Source organism: Vibrio sp. EA2 (genome assembly GCF_033042495.1).
Classification (GTDB): domain Bacteria; phylum Pseudomonadota; class Gammaproteobacteria; order Enterobacterales; family Vibrionaceae; genus Vibrio.
The window spans coordinates 1-20,311 of record NZ_JAWLID010000024.1 but is presented as its reverse complement, the minus strand read 5'-3'; the positions used below and the strand labels follow the sequence as shown (position 1 = coordinate 20,311).

The following is a 20,311-nucleotide window of genomic DNA, read 5'->3' as shown; positions in this document are numbered from 1 at the left end:
AGCATTCTCTCCTGCGATCAGATGAGGTGTTAGGTCGAATTCAGCTGGAAGGCGGCTATCTTGGCTGTAGCCAACCCATTTACCGTTACACCATAAATGGAAAGCTGAGTTAACGCCGTCAAAAATGATGCGTTGTGTATTTGTAAGTTCTTCTTCAGTAACAGAAATCGTTGTGCGGTAACATCCGGTTGGGTTGTCTGCTGGTACAAACGGAGGGTTCACCTCAAATGGATATTTGACGTTGGCATAAATAGGCTTGTCGTAACCTTGCATCTGCCAGTTTGAAGGAACAGTAATTTCATCCCAGTGGGTATCATTGAAGTGCGCTTCAATAAACTCTCCGTCGACCTGCTCTGGCGCTTCGAACAGCTTAAACTTCCACTGACCATTGAGTGAATGTCGCTGAGCATGAATATCGTCACGGGCATGGTCAATATTGCGATAGCTAGAAAGCGGGCTATGTGCTTTCAGGCAGTGAATGTTCACTGATTGTGGGTTTTCCCAATCGCGTCGTTGAATAATATCTGAAAATGCCATCATGTTTCCTACTTAATTTTTTATTTCTAATCTTGTTTCACTACGTTAATTGAATTCGTAATGAATAAATCTTTGCTTTTATAATGAGCTATTTAGCTAACTGCTGTACGAGATAGTCTTTTGCTTGGCTCATGCCTTGTTCTTCGGCTTTATTGGCGATTTCTGCTGCTTGTTTTACGTTGTTCACTTCTAGAGCCGAATCAATTTGTTCCCGATAGTAGGACCATACCTGTGGTGACTCTGTTGATGTCGCTTGTGGTACTGACATTTGTGGTTGGGTATCAGGATTCTTCTTGCCGAGTTCTGCCAAGAGTGTCAGTACCGCATTGTTGTCTGACGCACTGGTGGTTACGTCAATCACGCCAAACGGTTGGTATTCCGCCGTGAGAGGCAATTGCTTATTGCCAATAATATTTTGTGAATCTGCGTAGACTTGTTCGGGATGAATGCGGGTTAATTCTTTACCAAACAGGGCATTATCTGACGCGATAACAATGTATTTCGCGCCATTAAGTTGTGGATTGATAGTGACGACTCTCTCAATACGTTCTAATCCACGCATTCCTGTCGTTCGGTAGTCGAAAGTTTCAGCTGAATAGCTGGAAATTAGCTGCCAATTACCATCATAAATGCGAATGTTCGCAGCAAAGAGTGCATTGTTATCAATATAAGATCGAACTAACAGCGAAAAAGGCGTATCCGCTGTAATTCGGTAGCTCGTTACAGGAAGTGCTTGTGATGAAGCGGTTTCTGAACCCGATAAAACCGCGATACTCAATGTTGGCAAATTGGCGTCCATAACCACTTGCTGGTGGAAAGGTGTCGACAATGCCGTCAGAGGTAACGTGTCTAGTGTTGAGCAGCACGCCTGCGTGTTCAAGTCAGTATTAAAGGCTTGCTCTGGTAAGCTACTGCATGCGCCAAGAGACAGTGCTATGAATAGAGTTGCCAACGGTTTTAGTTTCATCGGTTTTGTCCTTTTATGGGGTGAGTAAATCTCTCACCCCATTGCGTTCAAAAATAGTAGCTTTGGTGCATTACCACCATGTTTCGACGTTAAAGCCGAATGTCACTTCATCTACGTCGCTCTTGCTTATGCTTTGTGAGTCGCCATAAACGTCACCGCCGCGGCTCCATTCATCGGTTTTTTCTGAGTATGTTGCGAATAAACGCAGAGATGGACGAGCCCAAACCCCTTTGCCAGCCTGGAACATCTGCGCTAGCGTGACTTTGTACATATCGTTTGTGCCAGCACCGTTTTGTGCTTCTACTGACTCGTAACCCACTTCCAGTGCAGTCGCCATATATTCTGTCCAGCTGTATTGAGGTCGCGTACCTACGCTAAACCACTTTTCGCCTTCGCTGTTATCCAGGTTATTGTCTTGGTAGGCGATGGAATACATCACTTGGAAATCTTCGTTGACGTTCAGATCACCAGAGTTAAAAATGCGCCAGCTGTAACCATCATGTTCGACACCAGTGCTGTATTTACGATTAGAACCGCCTTCCGCACTCATTAAACCGCCCGCAAGCGCGTCAGTGCCGTATTGGAATGCAAATGTGTTTGAACCATAGTTCCAGGCTTGACGATAAAGGGCAGAGAGCATGGCGCCAGAGGTGGTGATGTCACTTACGTCGTAGCTTGAGTTTTGGGTGAAGACATAATTCAGACCAACGGTAAGATCCGCGCTGTTGCTTAATTCGATGCCACTCAAGCGTGCATCCAGATTGTGTAAACTACGTCCATCTGCACTCGAATTTGGCGCCATCCAGGCAAAATGGCCTTTGGCAAAACCGAGATCCCAGTTTTCAATACCGATACCAGTGCTTGAGGTATCCCAGTATTTAATGTCGATCATGTGCACTTCATGACGGCGGTAGAAACGTTCACCCGCCCAGATGGAAGCGTCAGCTTGGCCGTCAAACAGTCCGTAACCGGCTGACCACATTTGGATCACACTCACGTCACCCCAGCTTTCGCCACTGCCCAAGTAAAGAGTGGTATCAAAGTACGCATCACCTTGCTGCCATACGTCAGCTTTTACACCCGCTTCCCACCAATTCAGTTCGTTACCCAAACGGTAGTTACCATAACCTTGGCCTGCGCGAATCACGTCGTTACGTTCGCCTTTACCATCGTTGTGTTCGTCGTTATCGGTGTAGATATTGCCCCATTTGGCGTAGCCAAAGTAAGTCACGTTTTCCACTGCAGCCATACTAGCAAGCGGTGCTAAGGCAAGGGTTAACCCAAGCACTCTTACAAGCGTCTTTTGTTTCATGAAGTGTCTCCATTCTATTTTTATTTATGGATTTATTTTTTTTATTTGAGTCCTAACTCGCGAGCAGTGTAATGAAACTCTGGAAACGTTTTCATGATGAGGTTGGCATTTTTGTTCTGAACAGGGCTTGTTTGTGATTTTGTGTGATTTAGATCGCTTTATTGGCTTGGTTTAATGGGGTTTTGACGTGTTTTATGTGGAATCGTTTACGGGTTGAGGGCGTATTTTGCTTGGGTTGTCAGGAAGGGGGTTGGTGAGTGTAATAGGATGAAAGAGAGCCCAACTGAACTCAATTGGGCATGTGAGACAAGGAAGTATAAACAACAAGCGTTCGCGGGCACAATGCACGCAGTTACATGCTGAATCGTCAAGCTGGGATATAAAGTTAGGACCCAAGAGAGACACTTCATTATGAATCTCGAAGCATTAAGAATACGAGTGTCGCTTGATCACTGCAAGAGTTTGAAGGTTTAACTGCGTGGTCTTTAGGCTTATTTGCATATTTGTTTGTAAGTTTTATGGTTTTTTTTCTTTAATTACAATTAGTTATTGTATTTCCCTGTCCGATTTCACAACAATAAAATCTTATATTCTCTTTCTGATTTGAGTTAAATATAAGAGGGTATTAGGCCAAATGACGCTCGCATCAGTATGAAAAATTTATCTGTAAACGTTTCCATGATTTGGGGTTGGCTCACAGATTATTTTGTTCGTTTCATTATGATGCGACGTAAATTTCAGTTTCAAGGTAAGACAAGATGACGGACAAAACGCTGATTGAGCTAGCAGGTAAAGAGACTCAACTGATCGTAGAGTTGGGTGAGTATGCGGAGATCCTGCATTGGGGACAGAAAGTAAATGGTGACCTAGAAGGTTATCGTGTCACTTTACAACGTCCGGTGCCTTATGGGCGTTTAGACAAAGACGTATCCATGACTCTGAATCCTGAGCTTGGTCGCGGAGTGTTCAGTAGCCCTGGAGTGGAAGGCCATCGCGATGGGCAGGATTGGGCACCCGTATTTGTTATTACCCGAATCGAACAGGGTAAAAACTGCATTGCTATCGAGAGTGAAGACGCTATTGCTGGCCTGCGCTTAAAGACCATTTTGCAGATGGATGAGCATGATGTGGTCAAGACCCGTCACACGCTAACCAACATCAAAGCGGGGACGTATCATGTCAATCGTCTTGCTAATACACTTCCGTTGCCAGCGAGAGCAAATGAGTTGATGACGTATTATGGACGCTGGGTACATGAGTTCCAGACTGTCCGTCAACCTTTAACTCAAGGCGGTTACCAACAAGAAAACCGCCGCGGTCGTACCTCTCATGAGCATTACCCTGCACTTGTTGCTGGTACGGCTCACTTTGATGAAATGAATGGTGACGTATGGGGATTCCACTTTGCCTGGAGTGGAAACCACAGATTGCGCGCGGATGTGAAAGCTGATGGACGCCGCTACATGCAGGCAGAGGTGATTTATCTACCGGGTGAAGTAGCGCTGGAAGAAGGTGAAAGCGTGACTACGCCTTGGCTGTACGCAAGCCACAGCAGTGCAGGTTTGAATGGCATGAGCCATCACTTCCATTCTCACGTTCGCGATGCGATTTTGCCAAGCAACTTTAGCGACAAGCCTCGTCCGATTCACTTGAATACATGGGAAGGTATTTACTTCGACCATGATCCGCAATACATCATGTCGATGGCCACTCAATCGGCAGAAATGGGGGTAGAGCGATTCATTATTGATGACGGCTGGTTCAAAGGTCGCAATGGCGACAAAGCAGGGTTAGGGGATTGGTTCTTATGTGAATCCAAGTATCCAAATGGTTTGCAACCGATTGTTGACCACGTAAATGTACTGGGTATGGAGTTTGGTTTGTGGTTCGAGCCAGAAATGATCAACAAAGATTCTGACTTGTACCGCACGCATCCAGACTGGTTACTTGCAGTAGATGGATACGATCAGCCGACAGGTCGCAATCAGTATGTGATTAACCTGCAAAATGATGACGCCTTTAACTTCTTGTTCGAAAGATTGGATCACTTCCTGTCGACTTACAACATTGCTTACATTAAGTGGGATATGAACCGTGAAGTTGTTCAGCCTGGTCACCTTGGTCGAGCGGCAGCGCACAATCAAACTCGACGCTACTATGAGTTAGTGGATAAAGTACGTGAAAAACATCCACAAGTTGAGATCGAATCTTGTGCGGCTGGTGGCGGCCGTATTGATTATGAAGTACTAAAGCGTACCCATCGTTTCTGGGCTTCAGACAACAATGACGCGCTTGAACGTCAAAGCATTCAACGCGGTATGAGCTACTTCTTCCCACCTGAAGTGATGGGAAGCCATATCGGAGCCAGTCATTGTCACAGTACGCGTCGTCGTCACAGTATTGAATTTCGCGGGCTAACCGCTCTGTTTGGTCACATGGGTATCGAGCTCGATCCAGTGAAAGAAGAACAACAAGAAAAGCAGGGGTTTGAGCGTTACATCAGGCTACACAAAGTATTGCGTCCGTTGCTACACAGTGGCAGAACATGGCGTGTACCAACGGATGATAAAGCGCATCAAATCCATGCGGTTGTTTCAGAGGATCAATCCGAGGCCGTGGTAATGATCGCTCAGCTTGCTATGCCGACCAATTCACTCAGTGGCCATTTACGAGTTCCTGGGTTGGATCCTGTGGGGGTATATCGCGTCTCTGTGTTAGATAAGCCTTCGAATTACGATGATATCGTTAATTATCAGCCTCCATGGACAGAGTCTGATTGCGAACTCTCCGGTGATTGGTGTGCCGAAGTGGGATTAACCATGCCTATTTTAGATGCTGAAACGGCGATGTTGGTGAAATTTGAACGGGTCTGCGAATAGCACCATAAAACTAGATCTTAATTAATTCCAGCTTTGTTTATCCAAGCCGTACAGACGTAATGTTTGTGCGGTTTTTTGCGTGCTTTTTAAAACGTATTCAAGAAGTTGTTCGAATTGACTTATTTTTAAGTTGTTGAAAATTAATGAATGTTTATATGTTCTGGACGTACAAATAGACGAAAATATTGTCCGATGTCTCATTTTGAAAAACTGACTGTAAACGTTTCCATAAAGTGGTAATGGATCACAGTAAGGCGACAGGCGTGTGAGTAACATGACCATCGAAATATAAATAAAAGACGTCGACGTTATGAATTCTAGTTAGGGGAATGCATAGCTGTACGGCACTAAGGAACGATTATGTCTGATAAAATCACTCTACAAACCAAGGCCTCATACGGTCTTGGTGCACTTGGTAAAGACTTTGCCTGTGCGCCTATCTATATCTTCTTAATGTTTTACTTTACTGATGTCGCAGGTTTGTCTGCTGCATTTGTTGGTACCATCTTCCTGGCGGCTCGTATCATTGATGCCGTCACTGACCCGATGATGGGGGTGATCGTTGATAACACTCGTTCTCGATTCGGAAAATTCCGTCCATGGATTGTGATCGGCACGCTATTAAACGCGGTTGTGTTGGTTGGTCTTTTCAGTACTCACATGTTTGAAGGTACGGCACTGTATATCTATGCCGCGGCGGCTTACATCTTGTGGGGGCTAACCTACACCATCATGGACATTCCGTACTGGTCAATGATTCCAGCGCTATCTAGCTCTCGCGAGGAGCGTGAGAAGTTAGTCGTTTGGCCTCGTCTGTTCGCTAGCCTTGCATGGTTCATCACAGGTACTTATGGCTTGCACATTGTGGGTGAGTTAGGTAACGGTAACCAAGGCGATGGCTTCTTTAATGTGGCAATGCTGATTGCGGTACTGTTTGTTATGAGTGCATTCCTGATTGCGCGTAACGTAAAAGAGAAAGCAGCACCGACAAACGCAAATACTGTAGAAAAATTTAACTTCAAAGATGTGCTGGCAATTATTGGTAAAAACGACCAGTTAAAAGCACTTATCGGTACGGTTCTGTCGTTCCAAATCGCAAACCTGTTGGTTGGTGGCTTTGCCATTTACTACTTCTCTTACGCGTTGGGTGATGCTGAATTATTCCCTGTATACATGATGGTAGCAGGTGTGGCTGAAGTTGCTGGTGTATTCTTATTTCCTCGTATCGCAGCGGCTCTTCCTCGTAAAAACTTATGGCTAATCGCATGTGGTTTTCCTGTTGTTTCTTGTGTACTACTGCTCGTTATGGGTTTTGTTGCTCCAGCGAATGCGCTCATGATTGGTATGGCTGGTGCTGCGATTAAGTTTGGTGTGGGCATTGCAAACGCACTGCAAACGGTAATGCTGGCTGACGTCGTTGACTATGGTGAGCACAAAACAGGCCGTCGTAGTGAAAGTGTTATTTTCTCAGTACAAACCATGCTGGTGAAATTCGCGGGTGCAGCTGGTGGTTTCATTGTTGGTGTCGGTCTATCGATTGTTGGCTATGTACCAAACGTTGAACAATCAGAAAGCACGATTATGGGGCTTGAATTTATGATGATTGGTTTGCCTGCAATCATGATGATCATCAGCGGTATTATTTATCGACGTTACTACCGCTTACACGAAGGCTTTATTAAAGAAGAGCCTCACTCAAATGGACGCGTTGAAAGTGTTTCAGTAGAAGCTTAGTCTTTTCAAAGTACTGTTGACGAAAAGTTTATAGTTATAACGGGAGGCTATTTAGCCTTCCGTTTCTTTAGATGCGTTATGCCTTTGTTGTAATGACCCATTTGTTAAAATGGAATGAATTAGCAAATATCAAGGCCTGTAGTGGTACGGAGTAGCAATTTCTATATGGCCTCCATTTCTGTTGTTTAGTTTATCCTTGTCGATTAATTAAACTGATTCTAATTAACTGAACGGCAGTCTGCATATCAACCTACGAAGTCTTGGAATTTTCCGCTAAAGAGGATTGCTGGTAATTACGGTGCAGTCTAATCGTGCTCGAACGTAATTTGACTTACATTTTCCGATGTCTGCAAAGTCATCTTTGAATAGCCACCGACTTAATAGACACCTTTTAGTTAGACCTGGACCGCCACCGATCTCCTAGACAAATTTCGCCTATTCTTTTTGCATAGGAGAATTACTTATGAGTGGACAAAGATATACCCCAGAATTTAAAGATGAAGCAGTAAAATTGGTGTTAGAACGCGGCTATTCTGCTGCAGATGTATCTAATCGTTTAGGCGTATCGCAACACAGCATTTATAAATGGATCAAAGCAGCTCAACCACTATCTCGCCCTAAAGATGAAAATGAATTATTAGAAGCGAAAAAAGAAATACTCCGGCTTAAGGGGCTTTTAAAGCAGACTGAAGAAGAGCGAGATATTTTAAAAAAGGCCGCGAGATACTTTGCAAGCCTGCCAGAGTAAAGTATCAGTTTATTCTAGCGCACTCTGAGATGTTTAAAATCATGACGATGTGTCGTGTGTTGCGGCTAGCAAGAGCAGGCTATTATGCATGGCTGCATGAACCAGAATCACAAAGCGCTATTGAAGATCGGCGACTACTCGAGTTGATCCGTAGCTCTTACGATGCCAGCTACGGAATATACGGCTATCGGAGAATTACTCTAGATCTTAAAGAACTCGGCGAATGTTGTGGGCCTAATCGAGTGCTTAAGATTATGAAAAATAACGGTATAAGAGCGATACGTGGCTATAAGAAACACCGAAATTATGGTTATGGTCGTCCCTCAATCATTATGCCCAATCATTTAAACCGACAGTTTGAGGTCAGTGCTCCTGATAAATCGTGGGTAACTGATATTACCTACATTCGGACCTGGCAAGGCTGGCTTTATCTAGCCGTCGTCATCGATCTCTACTCACGAAAAGTTATCGGTTGGTCGATGAAGCCAACATTAGCTAAAGACATTGTTCTTGATGCCCTTCTTATGGCGGTATGGCGACGTCGGCCCGAGGGAAACGTCATCATACATTCAGATCAAGGCTCACAATACAGTAGTGGAGACTGGCAAAAATTTTGCCAGAAGCATCATTTAATTCCGAGTATGAGTCGCCGAGGAAATTGCTGGGATAATGCTGTTGCAGAATCGTTTTTTAGTAGCCTGAAGAAGGAAAAAATTAAGAAGAGGATCTACAAAACACGAGAAATGGCCCGTGCTGATGTGTTTGACTACATCGAATTATTCTACAATCGAACTAGGCGACATACTCACCTCGGAGGAGTCAGCCCAGAGGCGTTTGAATCAGCCTCAAAATGAGGCTGAAAACTGTCAAGGATACTGGGGGCAGTCCACCGCATTAATTAACTCTATCGCTAGACTCACGTTATATCCCCTCGGCGAACGAGCATGCAGAAACGAGAATAATCATGACTATAAACGAATACCCTATGAGGAACGCTAGCTCCGCTCATAAATGTATCGAATGCAGAAAGAGTAGCTGGAGGTAAAGATGATGGGTCCACGACCTTCCAAGGAACGTCTGGTAGATCGAATTCCTTTAGAGTCGGTAAATTATGGGTCAATCATAGCAACTTATCTCTGTATATAGATTTAAATTACTCACCCATTGTTTATGAAAGTCAGTGGTGAACTTCGTAAAAACAGTATTCACAAAGGTAACTGATTCAACTTTAGGTGTTTATCATTGATTAGATAAGCCAGTTCTCTATTCCGTCCATCTTTAGATAGTAGCAACTCTGCTATCGTAAGTAACGCCAACGCTGGTTTGCCTATCGTTAAAGTTGCACCCCAAAATGGCTTCACCACTTTGAGCGGTGGTAATTCTCTATGCCCGATAGGGTACTTAATCGGTTGATGTCGACTAAATAGTAAAATCTCATAAGGACGGTTGTATTTTGTAAGTTGAGCGGCGGCAACCTCTCCGCCCCAGACATCTCCAGGTTGCAATGAGATATCTTTCCAGTCAGTAAGAGGGGGATAGGTCGTTATTTGATGATTTCGAGCTAGAATGTGACCATAATTGTTTAACCATTCATATTGCAGTACAGGCTCATTTAAAAATCTTCTTTGGCGTTTACTCTTTGCTATATGATTGTTTTCAACAAGATACTTCATAGCCTTTGCTACCATACCAACCGAAATATCAGCCTTAGGTGCAATATTCGCATAGGTCTCATTGATAAGTCCCTTTTCAGAAAAAAAAGCAAATAAGCACTTCATGATACCGATAGACATAAACTGGCTTGGTTTATCTTGTCCTCTCTGAGGTCTCCCTTCGATAGATATGTATATGCTATCAGTTGATATTCTGGCATTTCCAGAATCGTCGGCATAATTGATTCTTGATTCGTGGCATAACTGCCTTAGGTAGTCGGTAAGATGATTACAAAAAAGGATATCATTAGCTTTCGGACGTTTTTTTAAATAGCTTTCAATACTTTCTTTACGATGTATCTGAGCAAGGAAGACATTAAAAACTATCGGTTGGCCATTGACTGTTATATGTAGTTGTTGCTTCCCCTTGTCTCCAAACTCATAGACAGGGTTTAAATCTGGCTGAAAACCAGCAATATTGCTTATGCTATGGATTCTTTTCATCTTCAGTTCACTAAATTGAATTTTTCATGAATCATGAAAAAATAAAAATCGTAGTGTTTTCTAAATGTAGGATAGAAGATACTGAAAGTGAATAGAATATATTGTTAAAAAATTCATTTAAAACCAAATAACCCAAGTTATTATCAATAAAAACATGCTGTTAAGAAGAATCTCTTACTTTTTTAGCCTGCAAGCAAAGAAAGAAATCATACTTTCAGTACGTACTTTCAATACGCCTATTTGTCATGGTGACAACACAGGTTACAGGTCATGAGCATATAATATGCTTAGCCAGAGACTTTAAGTAATCCAATGCCATCGATCATCATTGTCCCAGACCAAACATACGCCCTTTGGTGATCACAGAAAGAAGCAGACACTGATAACACGCCTGTCCAAAGTGAGTTTGTGACCTCTTAAGCTTCATGTATACAAAGTCATAGTTTGGGTTGTTTTTCCTCTGGACTGCCACACTCTACTAGACAAATGTGTAGTGATTTCAAGGTAAATAATGAACCAGTTTAATAATACAATAACTGATTAAATAACATGACCTTATAATCGTATTTCTATAAATCCAAACTGTTTGGATGAACTCAAAATGCTAGTAGAAGTTATCCATTGTTAACTGCTGTTTGTTGACTGCTGTTTCTAAACCGAAAATGTCCAGAGACGTGCCAGAACGATCACTGCTAGATTACCTAAACAGCAAATAACTCTTAATCTGCAAACAGAGCCGGTGTTACCATTGGAACCGCTTAACGAGCTTTCGAACTGCTATCTTCACTCGATTCATCAATCAATCGAGCTGTCATCTCAAGAACCTTCTGCTTATCCGTTTCAGAGAGCTTATTCAGGTTCATAGCTAGCTCAGCAGAAATCTCATCTTCACAAAAAAAGTAGCTCAAAGGCACACCCAGTTCATCTGCTAATGCCTTAAGTGTCCCTATATCGGGTGTATGCTTGCCCTTTTCGTACTGATTCATTCTTGGGCTTGCAGAGCTTTCATCCATACCTATACGCACTCCCAAGGCTTTTTGGGAGAGCTTTGCTTTTTTACGCGCTTCTTTGAGGCGCTCTGGGATTGGGCTAATGAACGACACTGACTATTCATACATACGATCTCAAGGTAACTAAGATTTTCTTAGTTTTACCAATTTCTGTATACTAAGCAATCCTTAGTTTTTGGTGAGTATGATTTTAGAAAATGAGACGTTCTCGAAGAATCAGTGCGATCATGCACAAGTTATTGATTGAACATGGGTTAGATGGGTTCACCGTGCTAGAAGCTAGAGATCTGTGGTTAGCACTCGAAGATAGTGGTTCTGACTCTACTGAAGCTCGAAAAAAGGTGTATCGAGCAATTTTTAACTTTGAACAGAAAAACTGGTTACGATATGAGGGCACAGGGCGAAACAAACGTTACTTTCAAACGGAACAATTTAAAGAACAATCTGACTATAGAGTGTTAAATCATCAATCAGGAATAAACCACGAAACTACTGACCAAGATTATTCCATTCTGCTCAACGAGCGTAATGAGTATAAAGGCGAACTTGAAATCGTACTTGGAGAGATGGATGAGTACCAGTCGATAGTATCTCGATTCCCTAACCTAGAAAAAAGACTCGCTCCGATTCATCAGCAAGCTAAGGAACGGGCTGCTTTATTGCTCGGTAAAATAAATGCTTTGACAACCGTTCTGAATACTCTGAGTACAGGTAGTGGGCCATGCTAAGAAAATGGCAAAGTGAATGCTCAGACAAAGCTTTAGAAAAATACACAATGAATCACTCCCACTTCTTTTGCCAAGCCACTCCTGGCGCTGGTAAAACAGTTCTTGCCGCGAATATCGCATCAAGGCTACTGCAAAACGATATGGTAGATCTTATATTATGTTTCTCGCCATCTTTGACGGTGTCTGATGGCATTAAAAAAACATTTTCTTCAATCCTTGGTTGTACGTTTAACGGTGGTATGGGAGCAATTGGGCAATCCCTAACTTACCAGTCTATCCAGTTCCTTAATGTAGAGTTTTGGCAAACATTGAGAAGCCATAGGGTCTTTGTCGTATTTGATGAGATTCATCACTGCTCTGGTTCTGAGGTTGAAAATGCGAACATCTGGGGTCAACAAGTTCTCACAAAGATACAAGGGCTTGCTACTTATACACTCGCGCTTTCAGGAACACCGTGGCGCTCAGACTCTTTACCGATTGTATTGGGTGAATACAGCGATCCAGACGGGCAACTCCTTGTTGACTATCAATACACTCTAAAACAAGCTATCGATGATGGTGTTTGTAGAGCACCTAAAATCGTATTGATCGATAATGAACACTTGTCTGTTAGTAGCAGTGAGAAGATGGAATCCTTTTCATCAATCTTAGAGATGCTGAAGCAAACGAAAGTGTCTTACCAGAGTGTTATACATAACCAAGAGGCCATGGAGTATCTACTTGGTTTAGGGTGTGAACGGTTAGCCCAAATACGACTTGACTCACCTAGTGCCGGTGGATTAGTTGTTGCAGCTTCAGTTCAACACGCGCAAGCAATTAAAGAAATTCTCTCTCAAAAATTCGGTCAAACCGTTTCAATTGTTACCTATCGACATGAAGAGCCTTTAGCTGAAATAGAACGTTATCGACAAAGTGATGCCCAATGGATTGTAAGTGTTGGTATGATCAGCGAAGGGACTGATATTCCGCGCCTTCAAGTATGTTGCCACATGAGTTCGGTCAAAACTGAGCTGTACTTCCGGCAGGTGTTAGGACGTATTCTTCGGATCAACTCTTCAACGCCTCAGCAAGCTTGGCTATTTACGTTTGCAGAGCAAAGCCTCATCCAGTTTGCAGAGAGAATTGAGGATGATATTCCTGAGTCTTGTCTGTACGCGCATATGGGGAAACCAATAGAGTCTGAGCTATCATATCAACGAAATCATTTGAATGATGAGAGGTTGTTGCTTGAATCGCAAAGCACCCAAAGTACAAATGTATCTTGGGGAAGTGGCACAGGCGGTATAAGCAATCAATACGCGGCTTTAGCGGCGTTTGATGAGCTGCGACTTGGAGCGTTTAAGCAGAGAGTGATTTCAGCATTTTCATCAATGTAGTTGAATAAGATCAAAAAATTTTTAGGTCTGTGTAGGTTTTTCTTGCACCGCTACCAGCAGTTTCAATTGGTTGTCCTTTGCTGATGTTGAAAGTGTTTCAGGTGATTTCATGACAAACCGAGGCTCTAGAACGGATGCTGAACCTGAACCTTTGGATACGGAGCCTGTAAGCTGCCACACAACTAGTAGGGCAGCGCAACTCAAAGCTGCCCCAAAACGTGTTTGGGACGTGCAGTTGCTCAAAAAACTAAGGTACGATTTGCCCCTATTTTTCTATTCATGTGTTAAAGGGAGCTAGAAAATCGGAGTATTACCAAGTTAAAGTACACGGACGCAGACAAGCTGCGCCGGTGTTTGGGGTGTTAAGCATCACAAGAGAGTAATGAATATGAATCAAGCTCTATCATATGAAGAAATAAAGGACAGCGAGTGTTTTTGGTTGCAACTAACACCAGTTATTGCAGGCATGAATGAGACCTTAGATGGTAGTATTGAAGACGAACCTATATCGTCATTTCTTTACTACGAGTCGAATATAAGCGAAGTTGAAGATGGTTTTGACTTTCCGTATCAAGAAATGCGGATAAATATTTCGGAAAGGAGTAGTGAGGCAATACGTTCATTGTCGGGGAAGTACCCCGTCGGTTTTGTTCGATTCTATGAAGATAGTGCTTCAGTTACGTTAATGTGTCGGAGTGAACTTGTTTCTCGAATGGTCTCAACTTTGGGAATGGTTAAAGACAATGAAATTGAGTTTTTCTTAACGATCCCAGCATTACCAAGCACTCTCCCCAATGTTTACCCAGTGCTAAATTTTCAGTATAGGGTTCGTTCATCGTCTCGAAAGACAAGTGCTTAAAAAGCAATTAAGGTGACCGTTACACTCGGCGATTTAGGTGTGAAGTTCGGTGTGTTTTGCTAGTTAAGTGCGGGTCACCTTAGTGCAGGCGTTAACCACAGGATAAGAGGCTCAACACTTGCCTTTTGCACTACCTGATTTTATCCGAACGTCCGAAACTCACTAGGGCGTCGTAACTCACAATTGTCCAAAAACGAGTTACAGAGCCACTTTCGCTTGTGTGATCACCAAGCGATTCTGTCGTACCTTAATTACCAAGCGACTTTTTCGACTTGCACATTACTAGGGGCAGTGATGGCACTATTTTCTTGTAAGAAAGTTTCTTACTGCGCTTTGATACCTTGAATATTACTGTCACAAAAAAATCAATGTATGGCTGTATTAGGCAACATCGACGTATGGTTGTATTTAATATAACGAATTGATTTATCGAGGCTAATAGGAATTAAGGTATGACTGTATTAACAGAGTTGTTGATACAACCATAAAATGATAATTACAACCATAAATTGATATTTTGTACAACCATAAATTGATATTCCCCTTTTATGGCCTAAACTTATGTAAGTTTACGACAATTTCATAAGAAGGTGATTTCTATGCTCTGTCAAGATAGTTTCTCTGAAAATGTGGTATTAGCATTAGAGCAAGCCTTTCATAATCCTGCTCGTAAGTTGACTAAGTCTAGAGGTAAGAACATACACCGCTTTGCTAGTGCCAAAATGGGTAAAAGAGTTACCGTTGAGTCTGCTTTAGAGTGTGATGCTTGTTATTGCTTCGATTTTGAAAAAGATATTATCCGATTTTGTGCTCAGCCAATTAGATATTCATATTATTACAATGGTAAGTGGCGAACGTATGTGCCTGATTTCCTTGTTCAATTTGATACGGGTGAATACGTTTTGTACGAAGTAAAGCCCGATAATATAGCATCTTCATCCGATTTCCTTGATGAGTGGAATGCAAAGCAACAAGCCGCCCAGACAAGGGGGCTGGAACTGGAGCTGGTTGAAGAGAAGCAGATAAGAGTCAAGAACTTGTTGAAGAATCTCAAGTTGATGCATAGGTATGCCTCAAGAGATTGCTTATCTGATAAACACAATTTGGTATTAAATATTCTTAGGAAAAATGGTTCACAGTCGGCACAATATTTGAGCGACAAGACTGGATTATCAAGGCGAGCAATTATGCCAGTCCTTTGCAATTTGTTGTCACGAAATTTATTGGAAACTGATTTGGACACTACAATATCCTTTCAATCTGAATTTGAACTAGTCTCTTATGGCTAAGAAATCATTTAGTAATTTTAATCGGAAGGCAAAACGAGATGACGTAAGTCATCAAGAAGAGATTCTTTATATTGATAGGGCTTTAAATGATACTTTAGACGAAGATGCCACATATACTGATTTGACAGCATTTCCAGATAAGGTTGCGATTGAAATTTCCTTTCGGCTTAAGATTCTTCGATATCTAGGTAGAGTCAATGACAAGATTGTTCCTAAGACCATTGAGCCACATCGAGTCGCATTACAACGATGCAATGACAAAAATATTCCTAGTGCTATTACAATTTATCGGTGGTGGTTGAATTTTAGTCAATCTGGCTACAATCCTACATCTCTAGCGCCAAAATTCAAAGGTAGAGGTAATAGAGCCCCCAAAGTGTCAGAAATTGTAGATGCGTTGATGGCTCAAGCTGTAGAAGCGGTTATTTCTGGTAGAAAAATCAATGTTAGCTCAGCTCATCGCCGTGTTCGTAGGAAAGTTCGGCAGTATAATCTCAAACACGGAACGAAATATAAGTATCCGAGGTATGAGTCTGTGCGGAAAAGAGTCAAAAAAAAGACTCCGTTCGAAGTGTTGGTTGCAAAAAAAGGAGAGCGTGTAGCCAAAAGAGAATTTCGCAGGATGGGCAAAAAAATTCTTACCTCTTATGCTCTTGAAAGGGTTGAGGTAGATCATACAGTTGTGGATTTGTTCGCCGTACATAAAGAATATCGCCTCCCACTTGGGAGGCCCTACCTTACACAGTTAGTAGATTGTTATAGTAAAGCTGTAGTTGGTTTTTACCTAGGATTTGAGCCTCCGAGTTATGTTTCAGTTGCATTGGCTTTAAAAAATGCAATACAGCGGAAAGACTCATTACTGTCATCATACCCCACAGTCAAGAACGAATGGTTGTGCTACGGGATTCCTGACTTATTGGTGACGGATAACGGCAAAGAATTTTTGTCAAAAGCGTTTGATGCTGCGTGCGAGACTCTACTAATAACCGTCCATCAAAATAAAGTGGATACCCCGGATAACAAACCAGATGTCGAACGTAAGTATGGGACAGTTAATACGACCTTATTAGATGACTTACCTGGGAAAGCGTTTAGTCAGTATTTGCACAGAGAAGGGTATGATTCAATTGATGAAGCGACATTGACCCTTGATGAAATCAAAGAGATATATCTCATTTGGTTAGTAGACATATACCATAAACATCCAAACCAAAGAGGTACCAATTGCCCAAATGTGGCATGGAAGAGAGGGTGTGAGGAATGGGAGCCTGAAGAGTTTACCGGTACGACAGCGGAGCTAGATTTCAAGTTCGCAGTTTTAGATGAAAAGAAGCTTAGTAAGTCCGGAATAACAGCCTATGTTGACTTGACGTACAGTAGTGACCGTTTAGCTGAGTATCGAGGAACACATGGAAACCATATGGTGACATTTAAATACAACCCTGAGTGTATGGGCGTTATTTGGGTGTTAGATGAAGATGTAGATGAGTATTTTACAGTTCCTGCTATCGATTATGACTATGCAAGTGGTGTTTCTTTATGGCAGCACAAATACAATATTAAATATCAAAGAAGTTTAAATTTGTCCGAATATGATGAAGATTTTGAGGTCGATGCTGAAATACGAATAGAAGACATAGCAGAAGAGTCTATTGTTAAAACCAAGAAACTCAGAAATAGACGTCGCGGTGCTAGGTATCAAGAAAATGCTGAAAGGGCAAAAGCTCAGAATCAAAATGCGATTATAAAAACGGAGCAGGAAGATCCACAAGAAGAGGAAGTTGATGACGAAAATGCCTGGGGTATAGATTACTTATAAGAGGGGAGGGTATGGATGATAGTAGGGATATTCGAGTTGCAAAAGCAAAAAAAGCATTTGTTATAACACCAAGTGTAGCTAAAGTTCTAAGGTATATGGATAGGTGTCGGGACCTTTCAGATATGGATTCAGAGCCTACCTGTATGATGGTATATGGATCTCACGGGGTAGGTAAAACAGCGATAATTAAAAAATATTTGAAACAAAATGAGGGGGATTCTGATACGGAGGGAGATACCATTCCAGTCATTCATATTGAAATGCCGGATAATGCAAAACCCGTCGATGCTGCGAGAGAGCTATTGTTGCAAATGGAGGACCCACTTGCCCTTTACGATACTGATCTAGCTAGGTTAACAAAACGAATCGTCGAACTTATTCCGTTACTAGGTGTTAAGCTGATTATTATCGATGAGTTTCAGCATTTAGTTGATGAATCTTCAAATAAAATTCTTACGCAAGTTGGAAATTGGCTGAAAGGAATACTAAACAAGTCGAAGTGCCCCATCGTACTTTTTGGAATGCCATACTCTAAACTTGTATTGCAAGCAAACTCCCAGCTTCATAGCCGGTTCTCAATTCAATTCAATTTGCGCCCCTTCAATTATCAAGAAGGTGAAGGAACATTCAAGACATTTTTACAACACCTTGATGAAGCATTACCATTTGAAAAACAAACTGGTTTGGCTAAAGAGGGACTACAGGAAAAACTATATGCGTTTTCACAAGGCAATATGCGCTCTCTTAGGGACCTTATTTATCAAGCATCGATTGAAGCTATCGATAACCATCATGAGTCAATAACTAAGGATGATTTTCTTTTCGCGTCTCAGCTAACTTCCGGGAACAAGCCAACCTTTTGGAAGAATCCATTCATAGAAGGCGTCAAAGTCACCAAAGAGATGTTACGGTCGCCACCAAGGAGTATTGGGTGGGAAGACTACTATCAGCAAAATAACAGTCGTAAAAAGAAAGGTAAAGGTCGACCGGATTTTTTTGATAAATAATCGTTATCTATCTGCTCTTCTATGAACGGGTTTCCGACTGCTACGCTAAATTGTGTGATTCATAGACATCCTTTCAACTATACTGGGTGTCTATGGACAGAGAAATCCAACAACGACTACAGTGGGTAAAAATGTATGAGGAATGTGGTGATGCAGGCTTCGTATGTCGACGCTGTGGTATTTCCAGACCAACATTACGCAAGTGGGCTAAGCGATATAAGCAGTGTGGAAATCGCTGGTCTAGAAAGCCAGAGCCCACGCCCTCATTCATCTCCAGATACCAAACTCACTGATTAGCTAAGAGCATTGATCCTTACGATGCGTGAGAAACGCAATTTAGGGGCGCGACGTTTACAAACGGAATTAATCCGACTTCACCAAATACACCTAAGCACAGCGACACTCCATAAAGTTTTATCCGAAGCATCAGTCAAACCCATCGTAACCTACCGACGCAGAAAAGATTTCCAAAGATATGAGCGCCCAATTCCTGGTGATAGAGTCCAGATGGACACGTGTAAAATAGCGCTTGGAATTTACCAGTATACAGCTATTGATGATTGCTCTCGCTATCGGGTTCTCAGGTGCTACTCTCGGCTCACAGCAGCAAACACAGTCGACTTTATCTATTGTGTCGTGGAAGAGATGCCATTTCCTATCCAGCGTATTCAGACGGACAGAGAGCGTGAATTCTTTGCCGAGAAAGTCCAGAAACAACTCATGATTTATGGGATCAAGTTTCGTCCAAATAAGCCTGGCTCACCTCACTTGAATGGCAAAGTGGAACGCTCGCAGAAAACAGGTAAAAGTGAGTTCTATCCGACCACAAATGTCTTTGTGGGGCTGGAAGAACTGGATCTGCTATTCGCGGAATGGCAACACTACTACAACTGGGAACGGCCCCACAGATCGTTAAATGGGCCAACCCCGATAGACAGGATTACTGGGGTATCTTATCAAACTCCTTTATCTGAAGAGGTATCTCAGAACTACCAGATCAAGAAAGAGCGGTTTCAAGAGCAAAATTACAGGCTCGATCTTCGGCTAAAAAATTGAAACCATCTCTATGAATCACACATCTAAATCCCAACAAACGCCTCAATCACCCGTTCTCTAAAACGCCCCAGAGTGAACGACCCATAAGGAACAGAATTTTCGTTACCAACTTGCACACTTGTATCACTGTTATTCCATTTGAAATCCCCTAGTTTCGAAAAGGTTCGAACAGTATGTGATGAGCTTGTTTCAAGTGAATGTACGTCTTCTTCCTCTTTGTCCTCAGGCTGTTTTATATAAAGACAAAAATCAGGAATATCTTGCTCGATTTCTTCAGCAAATTTAACAAGATTTTCTTCAGCAAGCGTGTACAGCCAAGCTTCTTGGTTGTTGCTATCTGTGATCCTGAGAATGCGCCCTAATACCTGACGGAAATACAACTCCGTGCGAACATTACTCAAATGGCAACAGACTTGAAGTCTTGGAATGTCAGTTCCCTCACTGATCATTCCAATGCTGATAATCCAAGGGGAGTGATCATTTTTGAATTGTTCAATTATCTTTTGAGCATCTGGGTCATGATAAGAAACCATCACGCTGGGTTGCTTTAGCTGTTCATTCAGGATTGTTTGAATTTGTCTCGCATGTGCAACGGACGAGGCGACGATAAGTCCGCCCGCATCTTGGTTGGATGCTCTAATGGAAAGTAGCTTACTCGCAGATAGTTTGAGAATATGAACTAAAGCATCTGTATCCTGTAAGATACTAGAATAACTTATTTTTTGTTCTTTAAATAATGCTTGAATCGATGAATAATATTTACTTTCTTCTGGGCTGACATATTGCAACTGCTCGTTATCAACTAACACGAGTTTCGGCTTTCGACATACTCTG

Annotated in this window: 16 protein-coding genes and 1 pseudogene; 10 read left to right on the top strand and 7 right to left on the bottom strand. The window is 42.3% G+C overall.

Translation table 11 applies throughout. The features are described from left to right. The 3 genes from RXX31_RS23355 to RXX31_RS23345 form a co-directional block, all read right to left on the bottom strand. Positions 1-537 (bottom strand): sugar-binding domain-containing protein (locus tag RXX31_RS23355; RefSeq protein ID WP_411197999.1); only part of this gene is annotated, 537 nt, incomplete at its 3' end. A gap of 88 nt (positions 538-625) precedes the next feature. Then, on the bottom strand, positions 626-1,504 hold the full coding sequence (locus RXX31_RS23350) for a MalM family protein (RefSeq protein WP_118120997.1): 879 nt from the start codon (positions 1,502-1,504) through the stop codon (positions 626-628). 70 nt (positions 1,505-1,574) lie between these two features. Then, a complete protein-coding gene (locus tag RXX31_RS23345; protein ID WP_317592031.1) occupies positions 1,575-2,816 on the bottom strand; it encodes a carbohydrate porin in 1,242 nt (413 codons plus the stop codon). 758 nt (positions 2,817-3,574) lie between these two features. Here RXX31_RS23345 and RXX31_RS23340 point away from each other — a divergent pair. The 3 genes from RXX31_RS23340 (at position 3,575) to RXX31_RS23330 (ending at position 9,031) form a co-directional block, all read left to right on the top strand. Further along, positions 3,575-5,695 carry an alpha-galactosidase gene (locus tag RXX31_RS23340; protein WP_317592030.1) on the top strand — a complete coding sequence of 707 codons (2,121 nt, stop codon included), beginning with the start codon at positions 3,575-3,577 and terminating at the stop codon, positions 5,693-5,695. A gap of 360 nt (positions 5,696-6,055) precedes the next feature. Then, positions 6,056-7,429, top strand: a complete 1,374-nt coding sequence (gene melB / locus RXX31_RS23335; RefSeq protein WP_317592029.1) for a melibiose:sodium transporter MelB — start codon at positions 6,056-6,058, stop codon at positions 7,427-7,429. A 463-nt stretch (positions 7,430-7,892) separates the two neighbouring features. After that, positions 7,893-9,031 (top strand): IS3 family transposase gene (locus tag RXX31_RS23330; RefSeq protein ID WP_203495387.1). Its coding sequence is split into 2 segments (ribosomal slippage): positions 7,893-8,151 and positions 8,151-9,031, totalling 1,140 coding nucleotides; the frame shifts between segments, so codons are not numbered across the junction. Between the two features lie 62 nt (positions 9,032-9,093). On the opposite strand, the gene RXX31_RS23325 is transcribed toward RXX31_RS23330, so the two are convergent. The 3 genes from RXX31_RS23325 to RXX31_RS23315 form a co-directional block, all read right to left on the bottom strand. Further along, on the bottom strand, positions 9,094-9,297 hold the full coding sequence (locus tag RXX31_RS23325; RefSeq protein ID WP_239948475.1) for a hypothetical protein: 204 nt from the start codon (positions 9,295-9,297) through the stop codon (positions 9,094-9,096). A gap of 85 nt (positions 9,298-9,382) precedes the next feature. Next, positions 9,383-10,333 (bottom strand): type IV toxin-antitoxin system AbiEi family antitoxin, encoded by a 951-nt coding sequence (locus tag RXX31_RS23320; protein WP_317592028.1) that lies wholly within the window; start codon positions 10,331-10,333, stop codon positions 9,383-9,385. A 758-nt stretch (positions 10,334-11,091) separates the two neighbouring features. Beyond that, complete coding sequence (locus RXX31_RS23315; protein ID WP_062854502.1) at positions 11,092-11,436, bottom strand: helix-turn-helix domain-containing protein; 345 nt, start codon at positions 11,434-11,436, stop codon at positions 11,092-11,094. A 104-nt stretch (positions 11,437-11,540) separates the two neighbouring features. Between RXX31_RS23315 and RXX31_RS23310 the strand changes: the two genes are divergently transcribed. The 7 genes and pseudogenes from RXX31_RS23310 (at position 11,541) to RXX31_RS23280 (ending at position 19,491) form a co-directional block, all read left to right on the top strand. Next, positions 11,541-12,071 carry a hypothetical protein gene (locus tag RXX31_RS23310; RefSeq protein WP_317592027.1) on the top strand — a complete coding sequence of 177 codons (531 nt, stop codon included), beginning with the start codon at positions 11,541-11,543 and terminating at the stop codon, positions 12,069-12,071. Next, entirely contained in the window at positions 12,065-13,447 is a 1,383-nt protein-coding gene (locus RXX31_RS23305) for a DEAD/DEAH box helicase (RefSeq protein ID WP_317592026.1), read from the top strand. The genes RXX31_RS23310 and RXX31_RS23305 overlap by 7 nt, the downstream gene beginning before the upstream one ends. 382 nt (positions 13,448-13,829) lie before the next feature. Further along, a complete protein-coding gene (locus RXX31_RS23300; protein ID WP_317592025.1) occupies positions 13,830-14,306 on the top strand; it encodes a hypothetical protein in 477 nt (158 codons plus the stop codon). A gap of 599 nt (positions 14,307-14,905) precedes the next feature. Continuing rightward, positions 14,906-15,595 (top strand): TnsA endonuclease N-terminal domain-containing protein, encoded by a 690-nt coding sequence (locus RXX31_RS23295; protein WP_317592024.1) that lies wholly within the window; start codon positions 14,906-14,908, stop codon positions 15,593-15,595. Beyond that, positions 15,588-17,414 carry a transposase family protein gene (locus tag RXX31_RS23290; protein WP_317592023.1) on the top strand — a complete coding sequence of 609 codons (1,827 nt, stop codon included), beginning with the start codon at positions 15,588-15,590 and terminating at the stop codon, positions 17,412-17,414. The genes RXX31_RS23295 and RXX31_RS23290 overlap by 8 nt, the downstream gene beginning before the upstream one ends. A gap of 11 nt (positions 17,415-17,425) precedes the next feature. Next, positions 17,426-18,421: a TniB family NTP-binding protein gene (locus tag RXX31_RS23285; RefSeq protein WP_020841386.1), complete on the top strand. Its 996-nt coding sequence runs from the start codon at positions 17,426-17,428 to the stop codon at positions 18,419-18,421. 92 nt (positions 18,422-18,513) lie between these two features. Continuing rightward, a pseudogene (locus RXX31_RS23280) lies at positions 18,514-19,491 on the top strand (IS481 family transposase). Between the two features lie 9 nt (positions 19,492-19,500). Here RXX31_RS23280 and RXX31_RS23275 read toward each other — a convergent pair. Further along, positions 19,501-20,311 (bottom strand): DEAD/DEAH box helicase (locus tag RXX31_RS23275; RefSeq protein ID WP_317592022.1); only part of this gene is annotated, 811 nt, incomplete at its 5' end.

Coding starts and splice junctions, on each gene's coding strand:
- RXX31_RS23295 (WP_317592024.1), top strand. CDS start 14,906: ATGCTCTGTCAAGATAGTTTCTCTGAAAATGTGGTATTAGCATTAGAG.
- RXX31_RS23305 (WP_317592026.1), top strand. CDS start 12,065: ATGCTAAGAAAATGGCAAAGTGAATGCTCAGACAAAGCTTTAGAAAAA.
- RXX31_RS23340 (WP_317592030.1), top strand. CDS start 3,575: ATGACGGACAAAACGCTGATTGAGCTAGCAGGTAAAGAGACTCAACTG.
- RXX31_RS23300 (WP_317592025.1), top strand. CDS start 13,830: ATGAATATGAATCAAGCTCTATCATATGAAGAAATAAAGGACAGCGAG.
- RXX31_RS23310 (WP_317592027.1), top strand. CDS start 11,541: ATGAGACGTTCTCGAAGAATCAGTGCGATCATGCACAAGTTATTGATT.
- RXX31_RS23345 (WP_317592031.1), bottom strand. CDS start 2,816: ATGAAACAAAAGACGCTTGTAAGAGTGCTTGGGTTAACCCTTGCCTTA.
- RXX31_RS23285 (WP_020841386.1), top strand. CDS start 17,426: ATGGATGATAGTAGGGATATTCGAGTTGCAAAAGCAAAAAAAGCATTT.
- RXX31_RS23350 (WP_118120997.1), bottom strand. CDS start 1,504: ATGAAACTAAAACCGTTGGCAACTCTATTCATAGCACTGTCTCTTGGC.
- melB (WP_317592029.1), top strand. CDS start 6,056: ATGTCTGATAAAATCACTCTACAAACCAAGGCCTCATACGGTCTTGGT.
- RXX31_RS23290 (WP_317592023.1), top strand. CDS start 15,588: ATGGCTAAGAAATCATTTAGTAATTTTAATCGGAAGGCAAAACGAGAT.
- RXX31_RS23320 (WP_317592028.1), bottom strand. CDS start 10,333: ATGAAAAGAATCCATAGCATAAGCAATATTGCTGGTTTTCAGCCAGAT.